Origin of the sequence: Methylobacterium sp. J-001, assembly GCF_022829565.1 — a bacterium.
Lineage (GTDB): Bacteria > Pseudomonadota > Alphaproteobacteria > Rhizobiales > Beijerinckiaceae > Methylobacterium.
In genome coordinates, this window is sequence record NZ_JAKSYN010000227.1 from 288,532 (window position 1) to 309,922 (window position 21,391).

The window sequence follows — 21,391 nt, forward strand, 5'->3', positions numbered from 1 at the left end:
CGCCCAAGACCGGTTCATCGCAAACTGCGGGCCATGGATGCGACCGACGCCGGGCGCGGCGCGCTATGCCTGATCGAGCGCTTCGATGACCAGATTGCCGTTCGTGTAGACGCAGATCTCCGCAGCGATCGCCATGGCCTTGCGCACGATCGCTTCGGCGTCGAGGTCGGTATCCTCCAGCGCGCGGGCAGCCGACAGGGCGTAATTGCCGCCGGAGCCGATCGCCATGACACCGCTTTCCGGCTCCAACACATCGCCCGAACCCGACAGCAGCAGGCTCACCTCCTTGTCGGCCACCACCATCATCGCCTCCAGGCGGCGCAGGTAGCGGTCGGTCCGCCAATCCTTGGTGAGTTCGACACAGGCCCGGGTGAGCTGGCCGGGATACTGCTCCAGCTTAGCCTCCAGCCGCTCGAACAGCGTGAACGCATCGGCGGTGGCGCCCGCGAAACCGCCGATCACGGAGCCTTTCGCCAAGCGCCGGACCTTGCGGGCATTGCCCTTCACGATGGTCTGGCCGAGGCTGACCTGTCCGTCGCCGCCGACGACGACACGGCCGCCCTTGCGGACCATCAGGATCGTGGTGGCGTGCATCTGGGGCACGGAGCCCCTGTCGTCGTACCTGAAGGCGTCCTGGCTCACGATGGGGCTCCGATCTCGGTCCGGCCGAAATGGGGAGCTTGTCCGGTCGAGTCCAGCGGTCGGCTATTCGTCGACCGCTTCGGTGGTGTGCACCGAGCCCGCATCGGTGAGGATCGAATCGGCCGCCGCCTGTGCCAGGAGGGCGTAGCCGCCATCGGCCATATGCAGACCATCCGAGGCGAAGAGCTGCTTGGCGGTCAGTTTTCCCTCTCGGACCCAGCCGTGCATCAGGTCCGCCCGCCGGATCACCGGCACGTCGAGTTCGTCCCCGATCGAGCGCACGGCGTCGCGGAACCGCGAGGAGCCCGGCGTCGAATCGAGCTTCGGGCACCATTGCGGCTCCATCAGAACCACGTCGATGCCGGCTTCCCGGATCCGCCGGATGGCCGCCGCCGTCGCATCGCGAAAGTGTTCGATGGAGACGCCACGGAGGGGGTCGTTGCTGCCGGTCTGCCAGATGACCAATTGCGGCTCGGCCGCGATCACATCGCGATCCAGGCGCTTCAACATGTCGTCGACATGCTCGCCGCCGATCCCGCGGTTGATCACCGCGACATCCAGGCCGCGCAGCTTCTTGCGCAGATCGACCTGCAGGCGAGCCGGGTAGGAATGGGCCGGGCTCGAGGCGCCGATGCCCTCCGTGGAGGAGGAGCCGAAGGCTACGATCTTGAGCGGTGCGCCGATCGCGATCTGCCGGGCCACGTGCGGAAGATCGGGGCTTTCCCGCAGATCGATGCCGACGAGATCCAGCGAATCGGGCAGCAGATCCGCGTAGGCCAGCACCGCGGTCGGCACCAACAGGAGGCCGCACACCATCAAGACATCGCGCAGACGCCTACGATGCGACTTCGCGGGAGAGACTGATGTCGGATTCTGGGACACGGGACCGATTGCTCCGCCGCTCGTCGACGACAGATACAATCTGACACAGGGACTTGAAAAGGCCGGTTCCACCCATGCGGTGAAGTCAAAGTGAATTCGTAACGCAAAATTAATTCTGAACGGCGCGAAGGCCGGAACCCCGTGCGTTTCCGGCCCCCGTCCTCGGCGTCAGCCGGCGGGCGGCGACAGGACCATCTTACCAACGAAGGGCGCGTCGCGCCTGTTGTTGGCGGTGCAGGCGTAGCTGTGCTCGCCCGCATCCAGGGTTCGCAGCTTCAACGTTCCGTGGCCGTTGGCCTTCACGGTGTAGCCCTTCTCGCTCATGACGTGGATGAGGTCGCCGTCGGCGTGGAGCAGATGGCCCTGCTCGAACTGCCCCTCCGCCGTGATCGTGACCGGCACATTGGCTTGGCTGACGACCTGCAGCATCACGTCGGTGTTGGCAGGCAGGCGTATCTCGGCCGGCGCACAGACAGGCTTGCCGTCCTGAAGGGTGACGGTCAGCTCGACCGGCGGCAACGCATCGCTCGCGGGCTTACCGAGCTGGGGATTGTCGGCGGCGCTCGCCGCGGATGTGAGCAGCGTGGCGCATGCGGCGGCGATCAGGATGTTGCGCAAGACTCGGAATCTCCATCGTCTCCCGCGACCAGGGCCCGGGACTCGCTGCGGCAATGATGCGGCGGAGCGGCTGTTCCGATGCGCGACGCCGTGGCTCGAATCCCGAGTCCGGGTGCGGCCGTCCCGGCGTTCGGCGTGGCGGCTGCGCCCAGACCTGACGTTTTATTGCGGATCACGCGCGCCGATGCCGATTTCGGCACGATCGATGCGAACCGCCCGGCACGGATCCGCGAGAGGGCGGCGGGGATCCAGGGTCGAGGCTTCGCGCGAAGTCCGGGCCGGCGATGCGCCTCGGTGCACCGTCCCATGGTCGACCGTTTGCGCATCGCGATCCTCACGCATTCGACCCAGGCCCGCGGCAGCGTGGTCCACGCCCTGGCGCTCGGCGAGGCCCTGTGCGGTCTCGGTCACGAGGCGGTGGTCCATGCCCCCGATCCCACGGGCCGGGGCTTCTTCCGGAATGCCGGTTGCCCGGTGGTGTCGGTGGCGGCCAAGCCTGTTGCCGCGCCGGCCCTGGCTGTGTTCCGGTCCCGGATCGCCGATTACCTCTCGCATTTCTCGACGCCGGCGGCCTGCGACTTCGACGTCTTCCATGCCCATTGCGACATCAGCGGCAACGCGCTGGCGACCCTGACGCGCCGGCGCCTGATCCCCGGCTTCGTCCGCACGGTCCATCACATCGACACGGTGTCGGACCCGCAACTCGGCCAGCTGCAGGAGCGCGCGATCCTCGATGCCGGGCGGCTGCTCTGCGTCAGCCGGACCTGGGCTGCGACGCTTGAGGCCGAATACGGGGCGCGGGCCGACGTGGTCGGCAACGGCGTGGATGGCGCGGTCTACACGCCGGAGCCAGCGCCCGGCGATGTCGAGCTCCGCGTCCGCCTGGGGCTCGGGGTCGGTCCCGTTTATCTGAGCGTCGGCGGCTTCGAGGCGCGCAAGAACACCCTGTCGATCATCGAGGCGTTTGCGCGCCTGCGCCGGAACGTCCCCGCCGCGCAGCTGGTCATGGCCGGAACCGCCTCGCTTCTCGATCATGCCGGCTACGAGGCCCGGTGCTGCGCTGCCCTGGAGCGGGAGGGCCTGGAGGTCGGCCCCGGCAAGCCGGTGATCCGGACCGGGCCGATCGCCCAGGCCGACATGCCGGGGCTCTACCGGATCGCGGATACGCTGGTCTTCCCGTCCCTGAACGAGGGCTACGGCCTGTGCGTCCTGGAAGCGATGGCCTGCGGCACGCCGGTGATCGTCTCGGCGCGACCGCCCTTCACCGAATACCTCGCCCCCGGCGAGGCGCTCTCGGTCGAGCCGGACGACCCCGATGCCATCGCCGCCGCCATGATGGCGAGCTTGGAGCCGTCCCGCCGCGCCCGCCTGCGGGCCAGCGGCCTGGAGGTCGCCCGTGCCCATGCCTGGGAGGCCTGTGCGGCGCGCCATCTGCCGACCTACGCATCCCTGGTGCCCGGACCGGCACCGGTTGCGACGATCGCCACCGGGTCCGCCGCCTGGAACACCACACGGATCCCCGGCGATGCCTGAGATGCGGTTCCACATCCGCTGGCCGGATGGCAGCCGCGACGCCTGCTACTCGCCGACCCTCGTGATCAAGCAGCATCTCGCCGTCGGCCAGGATTACGCCCTCGACGAGTTTCTGGCCCTGACTCGCCTCGCCCTGGGCAGCGCCAGCGCCCGGGTGCAGGAACGCTACGGCTTCCCCTGCGGACGGGCCGAGGCGCAGCTCGCCCGGATCGAGGAGACTGCTCGCCGCCAGGAGCCGGGCACCGTGCATGTCGAGGCGTTCGAGGAGTGATTGTTTGGAGTTGGGCTCGGGGTGATCGCGGGGTGATACGCGCGGAGCAGATTGCCTGAATTCCCGCCCACGCGTGTCGAACCGACACAGCGCGAATCCCTGGGCCGGGCGCGTTGTTCTGAGGTACGCGCGCAGTGAACCAGGCACACTCATGATCTTCCGGATCGCCACGGCCCTCATGGTGATCGCGGTGCCCGCGGCGGCGCAGACGCGTCCGTCGAGCACCGACATGACCTGCCAGCAGACGGCCCGGCTGGTCCAGGCACGCGGCGCGCTGGTGCTCGGGACCGGCGGTCAGACCTACGACCGGTTCGTCCGGGACCGCTCGTTCTGCGAGATCACCGAGATCGCCCGGCGGGCGTTCCGCCCCACCCGCGACAACCCGACCTGCCTGATCGGCTATACCTGCTACGAGCCGGGCGCCGACGATTGGCCCGGCGAGGGGTTCTAGTCCAGGCGCAGGCGCCTCACCGTGTGCCGTGTTCCAGCTCGACGATGATCCGCCGGTCCCCGGCTCGGCGGCTGAAGCCGACGGCGTCGAGATGTTCGAGGAGCGGGATCGAGTATTTGCGCGAGATGCCCAGCGCGGCCCCGGCCTCCCGGGCCAGGAAACCGGTCTCCGGGGTCGTGGCGTTCGGAAAGGCGTCCACGAGGCGCGACCTTGCGACCGTCACCGCCTCGCGATGGAACAGTACCGCCCGGCGCTGGACCCGGTCGATGGCGCGGATCACAGTACCGGCGCCGACCAGATAGGTCAGCGCCTCGCGTCGGCGGACATCGCGGCCGACCGCCTCGGCCTCGTCCGGCGGGTTGAGGCCGGCGCGGCGAAACAGCTGCTCAAGCTTGCGGGCGGTCTCGCTCTCGTTCCGGGCCGGATCGAAGTCGGACCGGCGCCACAGGGCGCCGGCCTGGGCCGCGCCGCCGGTGGCGACCAGGTCGCGCAGGACCAGGGCGGTCAGCGCTTCGGGGATCAACAGCAGCTTTGCGAGGCGCTCCAGCGCGATGCCGTGCTCCATCGGGTTGTCCCGGTGATGCGTGGACAGAGCCGCGAGCGCGGCGGTGCGGAGCGACGCGAAAGCCGGAGTCCCGATGTAGCGGTCGCCGGTTTCCCGGGCGCCCGACGCGGACAGCATCTGTCGGGCTCGTTCGGTCCCGGTGCCGGCGGCACGGGCGATCTCCGTCAGCGTCGCCCCGGCCGCGCCAGCCTGCGCCAAGCGGACCGCCACGGCGTCGGCGGGCTTGCCCGTCGCCAGGGTATTGAGGTCGGCGAGCACGCGGGCATCGTGCCGCCGCCGGCGCCGGCTCGTGGGATCGAGCACCCGGCCGCCCGCGACCGTGGCGGCCGGTGAATCGAGCCGGAGCACGAAGGGCTCCCGGGCCGGCACAGTCACGGGCTCGGCGAGGTGCAACTGCGCCACCGCGCTGGCACCCGGCTCGAGCGCATCCCGGTCGAGCAGCCGCAACCGGGCTTCGACCTCGGTGGTGCCGAACAGGAGGCGGCAGGCGCTTCCGCCCGCCAATGCGCCGTCCGCGCTCGATGCGGCCGTAAGCGCGACGTCGAGCCATTGCGATGGCACCAGCAGGCCCGGCACCGAGAGGGCGTCCCCGCGAGCGATCTCGTCGAGGCCGACGCCGCGCAGGGCCACGGCGGTCCGCCGTCCCGGTTCGGCGCGCTCGACCGGCCGGCCGTGGATCTGGAGGCTGCGCACCACGGCGCTGCGGCTCCCTGGCACGATCTCGAGGGTGTCGCCCACCGCCAGCGGCCCCCGCCGCAGCGTCCCGGTCACCACCGTGCCGAAGCCCGGCCGGGTGAAGACCCGGTCGACCGGCAGGTAGGGAAATCCGTCATCGACCCTCGGCTCCGCCTCCGCCAGAAGGGCGGCGAGCGCCTGGCCGAGCTCCGGAATTCCGGCTTCCGTCAGCGTCGACGTCGCGATCACCGGTCCGGCGGCGATCCCGGCGCGTGCCGCGGCGGCGGTGATCTCGGCGGCGCGCGCCGCGATCGTCTCGGGGGTGGCCAGATCCGACTTCGTCAGCGCCAACACGCCGCGGCGGACGCCGATCAGCCGGGCAATCTCCAGATGCTCGACCGTCTGCGGCTTGATGCCCTCGTTGGCATCCACGGCGAGCAGCACGGCGCGCATCCCGGTGGCGCCGGAGACCATGGCCCGGACGAATCGCTCGTGACCGGGCAGGTCGATCAGGTCGATCTCCCCCTGGCCAGAGGCCAGCAGCGCGAAGCCCGGGACGATGGAGACCCCGCGATCCCGCTCTTCCTTCAGCCTGTCCGTCTCGACTCCCGTGAGGGCCCGGACCAAGGCCGTCTTGCCGTGATCCACATGCCCGATCACACCGACCAGAAGTGTCTTCAAGGGAGCCACCGACCCAACGATTTCCGCGGCGCTACCGTCCACGCAGGGCGCACCGCTCTCTCAGCAAGGGATTCCGTCTCGCTGGCACGGCGTCGTGCGGTTCGCCGCCGTGCGGTCGGAGCCACGGCGCAGGAGGCAGATGGATTGTGGACAATCGGTTTTGCCACGCCATCCCACTTTGGGAAAGGGTAAATTTGGTGCGGTTCACGTCGCACGCCGTCGAACGCATGCCATCCGGCCGCGGATTTCCTGTCGGTCGCGATTGCCCGAGCGACGGGCGCGGCTCTAGACCGGCTATCATGGCGGACGGATGCAACCCTGCGGGTCCCCCGTAAGGTTATGGACCGGACGTTTCGAAGAGGAGATCATGAGCGAGATCGATAGCCACGCCGTGGCAGCCCCCCGCGAGATCGAGCTGAAGCTCGAATGTGCGAGCCCCGACCTGACCGCGCTGGCGGCGCATCCGCGGCTTCAGGGGGCCGAGCATGCCGAGCCCGAACTCCTCGTGACCACCTATTACGATACGCCCGCGCAGGATCTGCGCGCCGCCGGGTTGACCCTGCGGGTGCGCAATCAGGGTGGCCGGCATATCCAGACCGTGAAAGCCGGAAGCGGCGGCGTCGGCCTGTTCGATCGGGCCGAGTGGGAGACCGAGATCGCCGGCGAGGCGCCGGATCCGGCGGCCTGGGCCGAGACCGCGGCAGACAAGGTCCTGCGCAAGGCGGACGCGCCCCTGGAACGGCTGTTCTCCACGCGCATCACGCGTCGGGTGATCCCGGTCGAGCAGGGCGCTTCGCGGATCCTCGTGACCCTGGATGAGGGGTGCGTCGAGAGCCCGGCCGGCGATGCGCCGATCTGCGAACTCGAGCTGGAGATCGCCGAGGGCGAGGCCGGCGACCTGTTCGCCCTGGCGCAAATCCTGGCCGAAACCGTGCCGCTGCGCCTGAGCGCCACCGCCAAGAGCGGCCGCGGCTTCGCCCTTGTGGACGGGACCAGCCCGACCGTGGTCAAGGCCGAGCCGGTCGAGCTGCCCGAGGAGGCAAGCGCCGGCGAGGTGTTTCGCCGGGTCGCCCGCGCCTGCCTGCGCCATCTGCGCCTGAACGAGACGGCCTTCCTGGCGAGCCACGCGCCCGAGGCTCTGCATCAGATGCGCGTGTCGCTGCGGCGGCTGCGCTCGGCCCTGTCGCTGTTCGCCCCGATGCTGGACGGCGATCCGCGGGCTGTCAGCTTCGGGGACGAGATAAAGCGCGTCACCGAACCCTTCGGACACGCCCGCAACCTCGACGTGTTCCTCGGCGACACCCTGCCGAGCCTCGCCAAGCAGCGACCGGACGACGCGGATCTCGTCGCCGTGCGTGAGCTGGCCGAGGCCGAGCGCGCCAAGGCCTACGAGGGCGTGCTGGCGATCCTGGAAAGCCCGCAATGGCGCGGGCTGATCATCGACGTCGCCGGTTGGATCGAGGCTGGAGCCTGGGCGACGCAGGACCCCGCCGCGGAGGATGGGCGAGCCTTCGCTGCGCAGGTTCTCGATCGGGCCCGCGATCGCCTGAAGAAGCGCGGCCGCGGCCTGAAGAAGCTCGACCCGCATACCCGCCATCGCGCTCGGATCGCCGCGAAGAAGCTCCGTTACGGCGCAGAGTTCTTCGCCGGGCTGTACACGAAGAAGAAGGCTCGCCGCCGCCAGGACACATTCGGCGCCGCGCTCTCGGACCTGCAGGACCATCTCGGCACGCTGAACGATCTGGAAACCGCGCGGTCGATGATGGAGAGCCTCGGCGGTCCGCCGATGCCGGGTCCGGACGACGAGGGCACCCGGGAGCTGCTCGTTGCGGCCGCCGAGGCGCGGGCCGAACTGCTCGACGTCAAGCCGTTCTGGCGCTGAGGCTGCCCCAGCCGGGCTGCTATCGGCGGAAACGGATCCGTACCGGGTGACCACGATCCGGCACGGATCTCGCGACGCGCCACCGACCGGGATCCGGCCATTCGCCGGAAGACCGGGTGAGGAGCGCGGATGGCCCATGCCTACCGATTCGGGATCGAGGAAGAGTTCTTCCTGGCCGATGCCCGTACCCGCGGCTCGCCGCGCGCCGGGCTGAAAGCGTTCCATGCGGCCGTCAAGGCCCGGCTCGACACGGCGGAGCGCGAGCAACTGCAGAGCCAGATCGAGATCGCGTCGCCCCCGACTGCCGACATCGCCGAGGCGCGGGCACATCTCTCAGGGCTGCGCGAAGGCCTCTCCGAAATCGGTTCTGAACGCGGCATCCTGCCCTTTGCCGCCGGGACGCATCCCACCGCCCGGTGGCGCGACCAGAGCGCAACCGACAAGGCGCGCTATCACGGCATCATGGCCGACCTGCGAATGGTCGGGCAGCGCAATCTCGTCTGTGGCTTGCACGTTCATGTCGAGGTGCCGGATCCCGGCAAGCGCATCGACCTCATGGGGCGACTGCTGCCGTTCCTGCCGGTGCTGCTCGCGCTTTCGGCGTCGTCGCCCTTCTGGCAGGGCGAGCGGACCGGTATGGCCGGCTACCGGACCCGGGCCTACGCTGAGCTGCCCCGCACCGGCCTGCCCGAGCTGTTCGCCGACCCGGCCGACTATGACCGTTACGTGGACGTGATGACCCGCAGCGGCGCCATTGCCGATGCGACCTTCCTGTGGTGGCAGCTGCGTCCGTCGCTGAAATACCCCACGCTCGAATTGCGCGTGGCCGACAGCTGCACGCGCCTGGACGACGCGATCTGCATCGCCAACCTGTTCCGGTGCCTGGTGCGCCGGGTCGTCCGGGACCGAACGCTCAATGCCGGGCTGACCGCCGCCTCGCGGGGCTTCATCCGGGAGAACCTGTGGCGCGCCGAGCGTGATGGCGTGCAGGCCACGCTGATCGACGAGGCCCGGGAGCAGGCGGTGCCGATGACCGAGTTGGTCGAGACGCTTCTCATGGAGACGGCCGAGGATGCCGACGCCCTCGGCTGCAGCGAGGTCTGCGCGCGGGCCCGGACCGTTGCGGCGGAGGGGTCGAGCGCCGACCGTCAGCTCGCGGTCTTCTCGGCGGCCCGCAAGCGCGGCGCTCGGGAACGCGAGGCGCTGTCGGCGGTGGTGGATCATCTCGCCCGAGAGACCGCCGCCGGAACAGGCGACGCGGTTGGGGCCACCCGCGCACCGTCCCGACGGCGTTAGACAGGAACCGGGCCCGCCCGAGGGGGGGATTGGCGAGCCCGGGATCCGTCGGACCGCGCTGGGGACGCGGTTGAATGCGTGATTCACATATGCGTGTTGCCGGAGAATTTCTGGATCGCGGCACGTCCGGAAATTCGGCTTCGGGTTAAACCCGCGTCGCGTTGACGGGTTGGTCCCCGGCACCTTTCTTCCGCCCGAAGGTCTGCTATCCCTCGCGCTCCGGCGGACACCTCGAATATTCGGCATGAGCCTTCTGAGCGATATTTTCGGCCGTGTCGGCCGTACCGTGACAGCCTATGCGGGTGACAAGGCCCTGATGCTCGCCGCCGTCTCGGCCTCGGCCAACGTGATCGTGGCCGACGGCGAGGTGGCCGGCGAGGAATTCGATGCGGCCCTCCACGGCCTGCGCGCCGATCCGGTCCTGGAGAAGGGCTACGACGCCCTGATGCTGGAAACGGAGCTGTACGAGGGTATCGCCCGGGCGCGCACGCGCCTCGGCCGCGCCGAGAATCTGCGCCACGTCGCGTCCATCGCCGAGCGGCCCGTGAGCCAGCGCGAGAACGTCTTCCTGATCGCCGCCGACGTGGCCGACCAGGACGGGATCAGCGGCATCGAGGCCACGGCTCTCGGGGAGATCGCCGTCGCCTTGCAGGTCGACGGCGATGGGCTGCTGCGCGCCAATCCGGTGCGGCGGCCGCCCGCCTGACCGGACCGACTGGCATCACCGTTGCTCCCGGCCGGCGCATCACCCGATAACGGTGATGGACACTCTTGTCGCACGGCGCCGCGCCGTGAGAGGACCCGCCATGGCCGAAACCAACCCGAGCAAGACCCATAACCTGCGCGCCAACGGTGCGCGGCTCTGGGCCACGATCCTGGAGACGGCCGCGTTCGGCGGCACCCCGGCCGGCGGCATCAACCGGCTGACCCTGTCGGCCGAGGATGGCCGGGTCCGCGACTGGTTCCGGGAGGCCTGCGAGGCGGCGGGGCTCACGGTCTCGGTCGACGCGCTGGGCACCCAGTACGCTCTCCGGCCGGGCCGCGACATGAGCCGCAAACCCGTGGCCTTCGGCTCGCATCTCGACACCCAGCCGACGGGCGGCAAGTTCGATGGCGTGCTCGGCGTGCTGGCCGGGCTCGAGGTGATGCGCAGCCTGAACGATGCCGGCCTCGAGACCGAGGCGCCCCTGATGGTGGTCAACTGGACCAACGAGGAGGGCTCGCGCTTCGCCCCCGCCATGATGGCCTCGGCCGCCTATGCGGGCGAATTCACCACGGCGGAGATCCTCGCCAAGCGCGACGCCGCCGGCATCACCGTCGCCGAGGCGCTCGATGCGATCGGCTATCGCGGGGCCGAGGATGTCGGCGCGCGCAAGATCGGCGCCTTCGTCGAGCTGCATATCGAGCAGGGCCCGATCCTGGAGGCCGAGGGCAAGACCATCGGCGTGGTGGAAGGCGGCCAGGGCATCATGTGGTTCGACGGGCTGATCACCGGCTTCGAGAGCCATGCCGGTACGACGCCGATGCCGCGCCGCCGGGACGCGCTGCTGGCATTATCCGAATTCGCCCTTGCGGCCGAGCGGATCGCCGTGGGGCACGCGCCGTCCGCCGTCGCGACGATCGGCGAGGCCCAGATCCTGGCGCCGTCCCGCAACGTCGTGCCGGGCCGCGTCGCCTTCACGGTCGACGTACGCGATCCCAGCTCGTCGACGCTCGACGCCATGGAGGCGAGCCTAAAGGAAGCGGCGACCGAGATCGCCGAGCGCCGCCGGCTGGAGATCGCGCTCACCCGGATCTGGCGCAAGGAGCCGGTGCCGTTCGATCCCGCCATCGTGGCGGCGGTGGATGAGGCCGCCGAAAGCCTCGGGCATGCCCGGCGCCGGATCATCTCGGGGGCCGGGCACGATGCCTGCAACCTCGCCGCCACGGTCCCGACCGCGATGATCTTCGTGCCGTGCAAGGACGGCGTGAGCCACAACGAATCCGAATCCGCCACCCCGGGCGATTGTGCGGCCGGGGCCGACGTCCTGCTGCAGACCGTGCTGCGCCTCGCCAACGCGCCCCGGGCGGAACAGCCCGCGCGATGATCTTCGCCCCGGGCATCCAGGAGCGCCTCGACGCGTTGGCGGCGATCACCGCGGAGCCCGGTGCCATCACCCGCCTCTATCTGACGCCGGAGCAGGCGCGGGCCGAGGTGCTGGTGGCGGGCTGGATGCGCGAGGCGGGCATGACCGTGCGCCAGGACGCCATCGGCAACCTGATCGGCCGGATCGAAGGGCCGGAGCCCGGCGGTCCGGCCCTCGTCGTCGGCTCGCATCTCGACACGGTCCGGAATGCCGGCCGGTACGACGGGCCGTTGGGCGTCATCACCGGGATCGCCTGCGTCGAGGCGCTGGCCCGCGACGGGATCCGTCTCCCGCACGCCCTGGAGGTCGTGGCCTTCGCCGATGAGGAGGGGGTGCGCTTCCCGGCGACCCTGACCGGCAGCCGGGCCTTCGCGGGGCATCTCGATCCGGCTTTGCTCGACGCCGCGGACGCGGACGGCACCACGCTGGCCGCCGCGATGCGGGATTACGGGCTCGATCCCAGCACGATCGCCACCGCGGCGCGCCGTCCGGACGAAATCTTGGGCTACCTCGAACTGCATATCGAACAGGGGCCGATGCTCGAGACGGCCGATCTGCCGGTGGGCGTCGTCACGGCGATCTCCGGAGCCAGCCGGCTGGAATTCACCCTGACCGGCGAGGCCGGCCATGCCGGCACCGTCGCCATGAGCGCGCGGCGGGATGCCCTGGCGGGCGCAGCCGAATGCGTGCTGGCAGTCGAAGCGCGCTGCAGCGGCGAGGCGCATTTGGTCGGCACCGTTGGCCGCATCGAGGCTCTTCCCGGCGCGGTGAACACGATCCCTGGGCTGACGCGCTTCTCCCTCGACCTTCGCGCCCCCGACGATGCCCGGCGCCGCGCCGCGCTGGCCGACATCCGGGCGGCCTGCAAGAGCGTTGCGGATCGTCGGCACCTCGATCTCGGTATCCGCCTGCTGCACGAGGCCGAGGCGGTGCCGTGCGATCCTGTGTTGACCGCGCTGATCCGCGACGCCGTCACCGCCGAAGGCCTGCCTATCCTCGCCCTGCCGAGCGGAGCCGGCCATGACGGCATGGCCGTGGCGGCCGTCGCGCCGATCGCCATGGTGTTCGTACGCTGCCGGAACGGCATCAGCCATAACCCGGCGGAATTCGCGAGCCTGCCGGATATCGAGACCGGGGCCCGGGTGCTGTTTGCGACGATCAACGGGTTCGGGGCCCGGAGCCGGGTCTGACCTGCGCCCCGTGGACCGGGTGGACGCCAGCAAAAAAAATCCCGTACAGACGCGCTATGAGCGCACGATCCTATCGCGACGCCCGGGGCCGGCCGCTGATCGCGGTGACGGGCATCGGCGTCGTCTCCTCCCTCGGACAAGGTCAGGCCGATACCTGGACGGCGATGAGCGCCGGCCGATCCGGCATCCACGCCATCGCGCGGTTCTCGACCGAGGGCCTTCGCACCCGGATCGCCGGCACGGTCGATTTTCTGAACACGGAACCGCTGGTTGCGCCGCTCCTGTCCGAGCGCTTCGCCGCGGAGGCTGCCGCGGAGGCGGTGGCGCAGGCCGGCATCGGTACGAAGAGCGATTTCCCGGGGGCGCTGTTCATCGCGGTTCCGCCGGTGGAGATGGAATGGCCGCAGCGCCAGGCCCTGGCCGAGGCCGCAGGCGGCGAGGGTGACGTCGATTACGCCGGCCTGCTCCGGGCCGCGGCGACCCGGCGGTTCGATGCCTGGCACGACCTGTTCATTTTCGGCACCGTGGCCGACCGGATCGCCGAAAGGTTCGGCACCAAGGGCTCGCCGATCTCGCTGTCCACCGCCTGCTCCTCCGGCGCCACCGCGATCCAGCTCGGCGTCGAGGCGATCCGCCGGGGCGAGGCCGCCGCGGCGCTCTGCATCGGCACCGACGGCTCGGTGAACCCGGAATCGCTGATTCGATTCTCGCTGCTCTCCGCGCTCTCCACCCGCAACGACGTGCCGGAAGAAGCCTCGAAGCCGTTCTCGAAGAATCGGGACGGCTTCGTGATGGGCGAGGGTGCGGCCGCCCTGGTCCTCGAGGAGGCCGAGGCCGCGGTCGGTCGGGGCGCGAAGATCCTCGGCTACGTGCTCGGCTGTGGCGAGAAAGGTGACGGTTTCCACCGCACCCGATCCAGCCCGGATGGGGCGCCGGTCATCGCGGCGATCCGCGCCAGCCTGGACGATGCCGGGCTGGGCCCCGACGCGATCGACACGATCAACGCCCACGGCACTTCGACCCCGGAGAACGACAAGATGGAGGCCCTGGGGCTCGCCGCAGTGTTCGGCGACCGTGTGCCATCCCTGCCGGTCACCTCGAACAAGTCGATGATCGGTCACACGCTGACGGCGGCCGGCGCCATCGAGGCGGCGGTATCGCTGCTGACGATCCGGAACGGTCGCATCCCGCCGACCATCAACCACCGGGTGCCGGACCCGGCGCTCGGCCTCGACGTCGTCGAGACCGCCCGGGACCTGCCGGTGCGCACCGTGCTGTCGAACTCGTTTGGTTTCGGTGGTCAGAACACCTGCCTGGTGTTCGGGGCGGAGCCGGCGTGAGCGCCGCCCGCCGCGTCCTCGTCACCGGTGGAGCCTCGGGCGTCGGCGCGGCGATCGTCCGCGCGCTGGCGGGTTCGGGCTTCGCCGTCGACTTCACCTATCGCTCGTCGATAGAGGCGGCAGAAGGGCTGCTTGCCGACCTGCGCGCAGCGTATCCGGATCGGGCCTTCATCGGGCATGCCCTGGACCTCGCCGACAAGGCCGCCCTCAACGTCTTCTGCGACGCCGCCGAGAATGCCAGCTATCACGGCCTCGTCCACAATGCCGGCCAGCCGAGCGACGCGCTTGCCGCCATGTTCGACCAGGACCGGGCCGAGACGGCCATGCAGATCAATTTCTTCGCGCTGACCCGGCTGACCAAGGCGCTGGTCCGCCCGATGACCCAGGCGCGGACGGGCCGCATCATCGCGATCGGCTCCGTGGCTGCGCTCCGCGGCAATGCCGGCAACGCCGCCTACGCGGCCACCAAGGGCGCGCTGATCGCCTATTGCCGGACCCTCGCGGTCGAGACCGCCAAGCGCGGAGTCACGGTCAACGTCATCGCCCCGGGCTTCGTCGACACCGCCATGATGGCGCGCTACGCCGCCCACCGGGCCGGGATGGAGCGCCAGATCCCCGCCGGCCGGTTCGCCCAGCCGGAGGATGTCGCCGCGCTCGCCGCTTTCCTGATGGGCGATGGGGCCACGTACATCACCGGGGCGGTGCTTCCCGTCGACGGCGGCCTGACGGCCATGATGGGCGTCCACCGCACCTGATTTCTTTTGTGTTTGCGTGTCTCCGTCGCAGGCTCACGCCTCTCGCGGCTGCCGTGATAAGTCCGAAGACCTGACTTCCCCTCACCCGCGCCCTGCTTGAGCGACCCGCCGATGCGCGCCCGACTGATTGTTCTCGCCGGATTGTGCCTCGCGGCGCCCCTTGTCCCGTGCTGCGCCAGCGCCGAACCGGAAGCCTACCGGATTTCGGGGCTGCCCCCCGGCGAGCCCCTCTCGATCCGCGCCGAACCGGATGCTGCGGCCGAGCAAGTCGGCGAGATCCGTTCCAAGGCTCTGGTCTTCGGCTGCACCAACGATACGCCGAGCCGGACGACCTGGTGCCGGGTCAAGGCGGGACGTGTCGTCGGCTGGGCGCGGCGGCGCTATCTGGCGCCGGAATGACGAAAGACAGCATGAAAGCCCTCCAGCTATTCGGCGACCGCGACCTGCGCCTCACCGAGGTCGAGGCACCAGCCGCCCCGGGTCCGGGCGAGGTGCAGATCCGCATCCGCGCGGTCGGCCTCAACTTCATCGACGTCTGGGGCTTTCGCGGCATGGCCTTCGCCAAGCGCAATATGCCGCTGATCGTCGGAGCCGAGGCGGCGGGGATGGTCGAGTCGGTCGGCGCCGATGTCACGAACGTGGCCGTCGGCGACCCGGTCGTTCCCTACGGGGCGATGACCTGCGGGCAGTGTCGCGCCTGCCGCGAGGGCCGCGACAACCTCTGCGAGGACGTGTCCGGGGTCATGGGCTTCCACATCGACGGCTTCGCCCGCGAACTGGTCAACATGCCCGCCCGTCTCGTGGTGAAAGTCCCGGACCGGGTCAGCGACACCGACGCAGCCTGCGCTGGCATCGCCTTTGGCACGGTCCAGCACATGCTGTTCGACAATGCCCGGCTGGAGCCCGGCGAAAGCGTGCTGGTCCATGCCGGCGGGTCCGGTATCGGCACCGCCGCCATCCGCATGGCGAAGGCGATCGGCTGCACCGTCTACACGACGGTCGGCGACGACGAGAAAGGCCGCAAGGCGGCGGAACTCGGCGCCGACCACGTCATCAATTACCGGACCGAGCGGTTCGAGGGCGAGGTCCGGCGGCTGACCAAGCGCAAGGGCGTCGACGTCGTGTTCGAGCATGTCGGCGCCGACACCTGGAACGGCTCGCTGCTCTGCCTGAAGCGCGGCGGGCGGCTGGTGACCTGCGGCTCGACCTCCGGCGTCTCGGCCACCATGAACCTGATGCAGCTGTTCCAGCAGCAATACCGCATCACCGGCTCGTTCGGCTGCTCGCTCGCCAATATCGCGCAGGCCCTCGACAAGATGACCCAGGGCATTCGCCCGGTCGTGGATACCGTCTACCCCCTCGGCGACTTCGCGCAGGGGCTGGAACGGCTTGAATCCCGCAAGGTCTTCGGGAAGATCCTCGTCGGCCTCTGAGCCTTGCCGCGTATCGTCCCGGGGGCCGGCGGCCACCTTTCCGGACGATGCGCTATCGCACTGCGGGAAAGATCGGTTAAGCTTCGCCTTTCACGCGAATTGCCGGGTCTGCCCGCTTCGTGCCCGGGAATCCAACGTGCTGCGCCTCGCCCTCATCCTTCGACGGTCCTTTCCGCGCCTGGCGGGCTTTGCCATGATCCCGCTGATCCGCGGACTGGTCTGGCTGGCGCGCGCCCTCGGGCCGGATCGTTCGACGGCGCTCGGCGCCGCCCTCCTGCGGAATGTCGGGCCGCTGTTGCCGGCGCATCGGACCGCCATGGCGAACCTGCGCGCTGCCTTCCCGGACATGCCGGAGGCGGAACGGAAGCGGATCGCCCTCGAGGCCTGGGACAACCTCGGGCGGACCGGCGCCGAGTACGCTCATCTCGATACGCTGTTCGACTTCGATCCCGACGCCACCGGCCCGATGCGCACGGAGGTCGCGGGAATCGACCACTTCGCCGCTTTGCGCGATGATGGCCAGCCGGGCCTGATCTTCTCCGCGCATCTGGGGAACTGGGAGCTTCCCGCGATCTGCGCCGCACGGTTCGGCCTCGACGCGACCGCCGTGTTCCGGCCGCCGAACAACCCGGCGGCTGCACGCCTCGTGCAGGAGGTCCGCCGCCGCTCCATGGGTGGCCTCGCCGCCTCCACCCCGGGGGCCGTCTTCGCCATGCGCGACGTGGTCGAGAATGGCGGCCATCTCGGGCAATTGATCGACCAGCATTTTACCCGGGGCGTGGTGGTCGACTTCATGGGCCGGCCGTGCCTGGCCAACCCGCTTCTGGCCAAGCTCGCCCGGCACTACGATTGCCCGGTGCACGGCGTCCGCGTCATCCGCCTGCCCGAGGGCCGATTCCGCCTGGAACTCACGCCCCCCCTGGACCTGCCGCGCAACGCCGACGGCGTGATCGATGTCGCCGGCGCGATGCAGGCGATGACAAGTGTGGTCGAGGGTTGGGTCCGCGAGAATCCAGGCCAATGGCTGTGGATGCATCGCCGCTGGAGACCGGACATGTTGCCGAAAGCGCGGAATGCTCGGACGACGTCGCAACCAATGGTAGAAAATACTCAAGCCAACGTGATTTCCCAGACGGCATCCCAGACGCTCTGATGGCACCATGATCCTTCGGCCCCGCGCCCGTACCCAGACCGGCGAGATCCGTGCGCTGTGCGCGGCCGCGCTGCTCTGCGTGGTCTCGGCCACCGCTCAGGCGCGGGCGGAGCCGGTCCGCGCCGTGGTGGAGATGTTCACCAGCCAGGGCTGCGGCGCCTGCCGGAGTGCCGACCCGGTCATCCGCGACCTCGCCCGTCAGCCCGGCGTGGTCGCGCTCACCCTGCCGGTGACCTACTGGGATTATCTCGGCTGGAAGGACACCCTGGCCTTGCGGCCGCTGACCGATCGCCAGCGCGCCTATGCGCGGGCGCACGGCGTCCGCCAGGTGTTCACGCCGCAGGTCGTGGTCGACGGCAGCGGCTTCGCGGTGGGCTCGGACCGCATCGCTCTCGAGCGGCTGATGCGCGAGGGGACGCAGCGCGGCGGATTGCCGATCCCGGTCCGCGGCGAGATTCACGGCGACCGCATCACGGTCGAGGTCGGTGCCGCTGCGGATGCCAGGCCCGAGACGCGTGGCGATGTCTGGCTGGTGCCCGTTCTGCGCAGCCGGGCCATCGCGATCCTGGCCGGTGAGAATGGCGGCCGGACCGCCACCTACGTCAATGTGGTGCGCGGCCTGCAGCGCCTCGGTCCCTGGACGGGCCAGTCGACCCGCTTCGACGTGCCCTGCACGATGGCGGAGATTGCCGACGCCGACAGCTGGGTGATCCTGGTCCAGGGCGCCACGGAGGGCAGACCCGGCCGCATTCTGGGGGCGGCCAAGGGGCCGGGCCTGTAGGGCGTTCGGCTCAGTCCAAGGTGATCGGATCCACCTGCCGCCGGCCCTCCCGGCGATGACGCTCGTTCGACGCCTGCGCCAACTTGCCGAGCTTGGCGTCCAGGCGGTCGGAGCATCGGCCGACCAGGCCGATCATCGCGTCGAGCAGGCTGCTGAACAGCGCGACGCTGCCGATCACGCCGGTGATGATGACGGTCTTGATGATGTGACCGATCCAATGAAACATACGCATCGTCTAGGGAAAGCTTTCGACCTGCGCGGCGCCCGGTGCGTCGCTTCCCGACCGCAGATAGCGTGGCGCGGCCGGTACGCGCTGCGACCGAAGGCGGCATCGAACCGCCCGGGCGGCAGGCTCGTTGCACGCATGGGCCCGTCCGCCGAACCGTGTGGACGCCCGTCATTGAGTGTCGGCCATGCGGCGACGCCACCTGCTCTCGGGAATGCTCGCCGCCGCGTCCCTGGCGGGTCGCCGTTCTGAAGCGGCCGACCTCGCGGTCGATGTCCTCCTCGTGCTCGCCGTCGATGTCTCGCTGAGCATCAGCGAGGCGCGCTTCGACCTGGAGCGGCGTGGCTATGCCGAAGCCTTCGGCGATCCGCGCGTCCTGCGGGCGATCGCCGAGGGCCCTCATGGGCGTATCGCGGTCGCGCTGTTCGATTGGGCAGGCCCGGGGGAGCAGCAGGTCGCGGTCGATTGGATGGTCATCGGAACGGCCGCCAACGCGATCGCCTTCGCGAAAAGGCTCGCCGCGGTGTCGCGCCCCTTCTACGGCCGGACCGCCATCGGGTCGGCGATCGGCTTCGCCTCCATGCTGCTGGAGCGATCGCCCTACCGCGCCGACCGGACGGTCATCGACATCTCGGGGGACGGCACCAGCAATTCGGGCCGGTCGATCGCCGAGGCCCGGGACGCGGCCGTGACCGCCGGCACCACCGTCAACGGCATCGTCATCCTCACCGATCCGGCGGGCATGCCGGCGTTCCTGAGGGACCACACCAATCCCGTGGGCGGCTTGGCTGCCTATTACCGGGAGACCGTGATCGGCGGCGAGGGCGCGTTCGTCATGGCGGCCGAGGGCTTCGAGGCTTTCGGCCGGGCGCTGATCGCCAAGCTGGTCCGCGAGATCTCCTGACCCCGGCCGCCGACATCCGGCCTTCAGCGTCACCCGCGCTGCTCGCGCCCTGCGTATCGGCGCGGTAGGCTCCTCGGGCACGTGCCCGGCGAGGCGCGGCCCAGGGAGGAATGACGATGCCGATCACGGCCGACGCGCTGTCCGCCTATCCCGTCATCACCCTGCGCCCGGACGACGGCGTGGTGGTCGCCCGGACCGCCATCGAGCCGGGCATGCCGGTGACCCCGGGCGTCACAGCCGCCGAACGGATTCCGCCCGGGCACAAGGTGGCGGTCCGCCCGCATCTGTCCGGTGAGGCCGTGACGAAGTACGGCCAGATCATCGGCTTCGCCAAAGAGGACATCGCCGCCGGCCGGCACGTCCATGTCCACAATCTCGGCATGGGCGAGTTCGCCCGCGACTACGCCTTCGGGGTCGATGCCCGCCCGACCCGGCTGATCACGCCGCCGGCGACCTTCCAGGGCATCCGCCGACCGGACGGGCGCGTGGCGACGCGCAACTATGTCGGCATCCTCACCTCGGTGAATTGCAGCGCCCATGTCGCCGACCTGATCGCCGACGCGTTCCGGCGCCACCCGATCCTCGGCCTGGATCCGCTGGCCCCCTATCCGAATGTCGACGGCGTCGTTGCGCTGACCCACAAGACCGGCTGCGGCATGGCGATGGGCGAGCCGCTGAAGCTCCTGCGCCGGACGCTCGCGGGCTATGCCCGGCACGTCAACTTCTCGCACATCGTGATGATCGGGCTCGGCTGCGAGGTGAACCAGATCGGCGCTTTCCTGGAAGAGCAGGGCCTGGGCGACCGGATCCGCAGCATGAACATCCAGACGCTGGGGGGCACTCGCAAGACGGTCGAGGCCGGCATCGACTTCGTCACCGGCATCCTGGCCGAGGCCAACGGGGTGTGCCGGGAGACCGTGCCGGCGAGCGAGCTGATCGTTGCCCTGCAATGCGGCGGCTCGGACGGCTATTCCGGGGTCTCGGCCAACCCGGCGTTGGGGATCGCCAGCGACCGCGTGGTCGAGAACGGCGGCACCGTGATCCTGTCCGAGACCACCGAGACCTACGGGGCCGAGCACCTGTTCACCCGGCGCGCGGTGAGCCCCCAGGTCGGTCAGAAGCTCGTCGATCTCATGCGCTGGTGGGAGGCGTATACCCGCCGGGAGGGCTCGGAGATCGACGCCAACCCGTCGCCGGGCAACAAGGCCGGCGGCCTGACCACGATCCTGGAGAAATCGCTCGGCGCCATGGCCAAGGCCGGCAGCACCAACCTGGTCGACGTGGTGCGCTATGCCGACCCGGTGACCGCCAAGGGCTTCGTGTTCATGGACACCCCCGGCTACGACCCGGTCTCGGCGACCGGGCAGGTAGCCGGCGGGGCGAACCTCGTGTGCTTCACCACCGGGCGCGGCAGCGTCTTCGGCTGCAAGCCGTCGCCGTCGATCAAGATCGCCACAAACTCGGCGATGTACCGGCGGCTGGAGGAAGACATGGACGTCAATTGCGGCACCATCCTCGACGCTGAGGAGACGGTCGAGCAGGCGGGCCAACGGATCTTCGAGCTGATCCTGCGGGTGGCGAGCGGCGAGCGGACCAAGAGCGAGCAGTTCGATTTCGGTTCGTCGGAATTCGCGCCGTGGCAGCTCGGCGCGACCGTGTGAGCCCGTTGCGATCGCGCAGCGTTTGATGCCTTCGAACGCCGCTCCCCGTCATTGCGAGCGCAGCGAAGCAACCTAGGGACACGCCACATTTGGAGATCGCGCGCAGCCCTGGGTTGCTTTGCTGCGCTCGCAATGACGGGAGGATCAGAGATCCGTCCACACGACGTTCGGAAACTCCAAAATAAAATCCGGTCCGAAGGCGGTGACGGGCGTGTGGAACCCGGCCGGCCCCGCGCCCGAAGCGACACGCCGGGCGGCATCACTCGCGGTCCGGACCGTTACAGTGTCGCCCTCGGGGCTCTCCATACCGTTTCCTCCGCTAGTAC

Annotated in this window: 21 protein-coding genes and 1 pseudogene; 16 read left to right on the forward strand and 6 right to left on the reverse strand. The window is 69.9% G+C overall.

Annotated elements, in window-relative coordinates; translation table 11 throughout:
- Positions 1 to 63 precede the first annotated feature (63 nt).
- The 3 genes from hslV to MKK65_RS30980 form a co-directional block, all read right to left on the reverse strand.
- Positions 64 to 594 (reverse strand): ATP-dependent protease subunit HslV, encoded by a 531-nt coding sequence (gene hslV, locus MKK65_RS30970; protein ID WP_058192772.1) that lies wholly within the window; start codon positions 592 to 594, stop codon positions 64 to 66.
- Positions 595 to 705: 111 nt separating this feature from the next.
- Positions 706 to 1,458 carry an SGNH/GDSL hydrolase family protein gene (locus tag MKK65_RS30975; protein WP_058192717.1) on the reverse strand — a complete coding sequence of 251 codons (753 nt, stop codon included), beginning with the start codon at positions 1,456 to 1,458 and terminating at the stop codon, positions 706 to 708.
- A 234-nt stretch (positions 1,459 to 1,692) separates the two neighbouring features.
- On the reverse strand, positions 1,693 to 2,142 hold the full coding sequence (locus tag MKK65_RS30980; RefSeq protein WP_243962028.1) for a cupredoxin domain-containing protein: 450 nt from the start codon (positions 2,140 to 2,142) through the stop codon (positions 1,693 to 1,695).
- Positions 2,143 to 2,448: 306 nt separating this feature from the next.
- Between MKK65_RS30980 and MKK65_RS30985 the strand changes: the two genes are divergently transcribed.
- From MKK65_RS30985 to MKK65_RS30995, 3 genes are all read left to right on the forward strand, one after another.
- Positions 2,449 to 3,675 (forward strand): MSMEG_0565 family glycosyltransferase, encoded by a 1,227-nt coding sequence (locus MKK65_RS30985; RefSeq protein WP_243962030.1) that lies wholly within the window; start codon positions 2,449 to 2,451, stop codon positions 3,673 to 3,675.
- Positions 3,668 to 3,946: an MSMEG_0570 family nitrogen starvation response protein gene (locus MKK65_RS30990; RefSeq protein ID WP_243962031.1), complete on the forward strand. Its 279-nt coding sequence runs from the start codon at positions 3,668 to 3,670 to the stop codon at positions 3,944 to 3,946. The genes MKK65_RS30985 and MKK65_RS30990 overlap by 8 nt, the downstream gene beginning before the upstream one ends.
- A 151-nt stretch (positions 3,947 to 4,097) precedes the next feature.
- Positions 4,098 to 4,397, forward strand: coding sequence for a hypothetical protein (locus tag MKK65_RS30995; protein WP_243962032.1), 300 nt, complete (start codon positions 4,098 to 4,100; stop codon positions 4,395 to 4,397).
- A 16-nt stretch (positions 4,398 to 4,413) separates the two neighbouring features.
- On the opposite strand, the gene selB is transcribed toward MKK65_RS30995, so the two are convergent.
- Positions 4,414 to 6,360 (reverse strand): selenocysteine-specific translation elongation factor, encoded by a 1,947-nt coding sequence (gene selB / locus MKK65_RS31000; protein ID WP_243962033.1) that lies wholly within the window; start codon positions 6,358 to 6,360, stop codon positions 4,414 to 4,416.
- Between the two features lie 325 nt (positions 6,361 to 6,685).
- Between selB and MKK65_RS31005 the strand changes: the two genes are divergently transcribed.
- The 11 genes from MKK65_RS31005 to MKK65_RS31055 all read left to right on the forward strand — a co-directional run bounded on the left by MKK65_RS31005 (position 6,686) and on the right by MKK65_RS31055 (position 18,274).
- A complete protein-coding gene (locus MKK65_RS31005; protein WP_243962034.1) occupies positions 6,686 to 8,200 on the forward strand; it encodes a CYTH and CHAD domain-containing protein in 1,515 nt (504 codons plus the stop codon).
- Between the two features lie 129 nt (positions 8,201 to 8,329).
- A complete protein-coding gene (locus MKK65_RS31010) occupies positions 8,330 to 9,496 on the forward strand; it encodes a carboxylate-amine ligase (RefSeq protein WP_243962035.1) in 1,167 nt (388 codons plus the stop codon).
- A gap of 244 nt (positions 9,497 to 9,740) precedes the next feature.
- On the forward strand, positions 9,741 to 10,202 hold the full coding sequence (locus MKK65_RS31015; RefSeq protein WP_243962036.1) for a tellurite resistance TerB family protein: 462 nt from the start codon (positions 9,741 to 9,743) through the stop codon (positions 10,200 to 10,202).
- A gap of 100 nt (positions 10,203 to 10,302) precedes the next feature.
- On the forward strand, positions 10,303 to 11,583 hold the full coding sequence (locus MKK65_RS31020; protein WP_243962037.1) for a Zn-dependent hydrolase: 1,281 nt from the start codon (positions 10,303 to 10,305) through the stop codon (positions 11,581 to 11,583).
- The gene (locus MKK65_RS31025) at positions 11,580 to 12,812 is read left to right on the forward strand and encodes an allantoate amidohydrolase (RefSeq protein WP_243962039.1); all 1,233 of its coding nucleotides are present in this window, start codon (positions 11,580 to 11,582) and stop codon (positions 12,810 to 12,812) included. The genes MKK65_RS31020 and MKK65_RS31025 overlap by 4 nt, the downstream gene beginning before the upstream one ends.
- 56 nt (positions 12,813 to 12,868) lie before the next feature.
- The gene (locus MKK65_RS31030) at positions 12,869 to 14,152 is read left to right on the forward strand and encodes a beta-ketoacyl-ACP synthase (protein ID WP_243962040.1); all 1,284 of its coding nucleotides are present in this window, start codon (positions 12,869 to 12,871) and stop codon (positions 14,150 to 14,152) included.
- Entirely contained in the window at positions 14,149 to 14,907 is a 759-nt protein-coding gene (locus tag MKK65_RS31035; protein WP_243962041.1) for an SDR family NAD(P)-dependent oxidoreductase, read from the forward strand. Before MKK65_RS31030 ends, MKK65_RS31035 begins: the two co-directional genes overlap by 4 nt.
- Before the next feature lie 111 nt (positions 14,908 to 15,018).
- A complete protein-coding gene (locus tag MKK65_RS31040; protein ID WP_243962042.1) occupies positions 15,019 to 15,306 on the forward strand; it encodes an SH3 domain-containing protein in 288 nt (95 codons plus the stop codon).
- An 11-nt stretch (positions 15,307 to 15,317) separates the two neighbouring features.
- Positions 15,318 to 16,340 (forward strand): zinc-binding dehydrogenase, encoded by a 1,023-nt coding sequence (locus MKK65_RS31045; RefSeq protein ID WP_243962043.1) that lies wholly within the window; start codon positions 15,318 to 15,320, stop codon positions 16,338 to 16,340.
- A 136-nt stretch (positions 16,341 to 16,476) separates the two neighbouring features.
- Entirely contained in the window at positions 16,477 to 17,493 is a 1,017-nt protein-coding gene (locus MKK65_RS31050) for a lipid A biosynthesis lauroyl acyltransferase (protein WP_243962044.1), read from the forward strand.
- Between the two features lie 7 nt (positions 17,494 to 17,500).
- On the forward strand, positions 17,501 to 18,274 hold the full coding sequence (locus MKK65_RS31055; RefSeq protein ID WP_243962045.1) for a DUF1223 domain-containing protein: 774 nt from the start codon (positions 17,501 to 17,503) through the stop codon (positions 18,272 to 18,274).
- A 10-nt stretch (positions 18,275 to 18,284) separates the two neighbouring features.
- On the opposite strand, the gene MKK65_RS31060 is transcribed toward MKK65_RS31055, so the two are convergent.
- Positions 18,285 to 18,500, reverse strand: coding sequence for a hypothetical protein (locus MKK65_RS31060; protein ID WP_243962046.1), 216 nt, complete (start codon positions 18,498 to 18,500; stop codon positions 18,285 to 18,287).
- Between the two features lie 187 nt (positions 18,501 to 18,687).
- Here MKK65_RS31060 and MKK65_RS31065 point away from each other — a divergent pair, with 187 nt between their 5' ends.
- Together MKK65_RS31065 and MKK65_RS31070 are read left to right on the forward strand one after the other, a co-directional pair.
- Positions 18,688 to 19,404 (forward strand): DUF1194 domain-containing protein, encoded by a 717-nt coding sequence (locus MKK65_RS31065; protein WP_243962048.1) that lies wholly within the window; start codon positions 18,688 to 18,690, stop codon positions 19,402 to 19,404.
- Positions 19,405 to 19,541: 137 nt separating this feature from the next.
- On the forward strand, positions 19,542 to 21,065 hold the full coding sequence (locus MKK65_RS31070) for a UxaA family hydrolase (protein ID WP_243962069.1): 1,524 nt from the start codon (positions 19,542 to 19,544) through the stop codon (positions 21,063 to 21,065).
- A gap of 144 nt (positions 21,066 to 21,209) precedes the next feature.
- On the opposite strand, the pseudogene MKK65_RS31075 reads toward MKK65_RS31070, so the two are convergent.
- Positions 21,210 to 21,391 (reverse strand): annotated as a pseudogene (locus MKK65_RS31075) (saccharopine dehydrogenase); the annotation flags it as partial.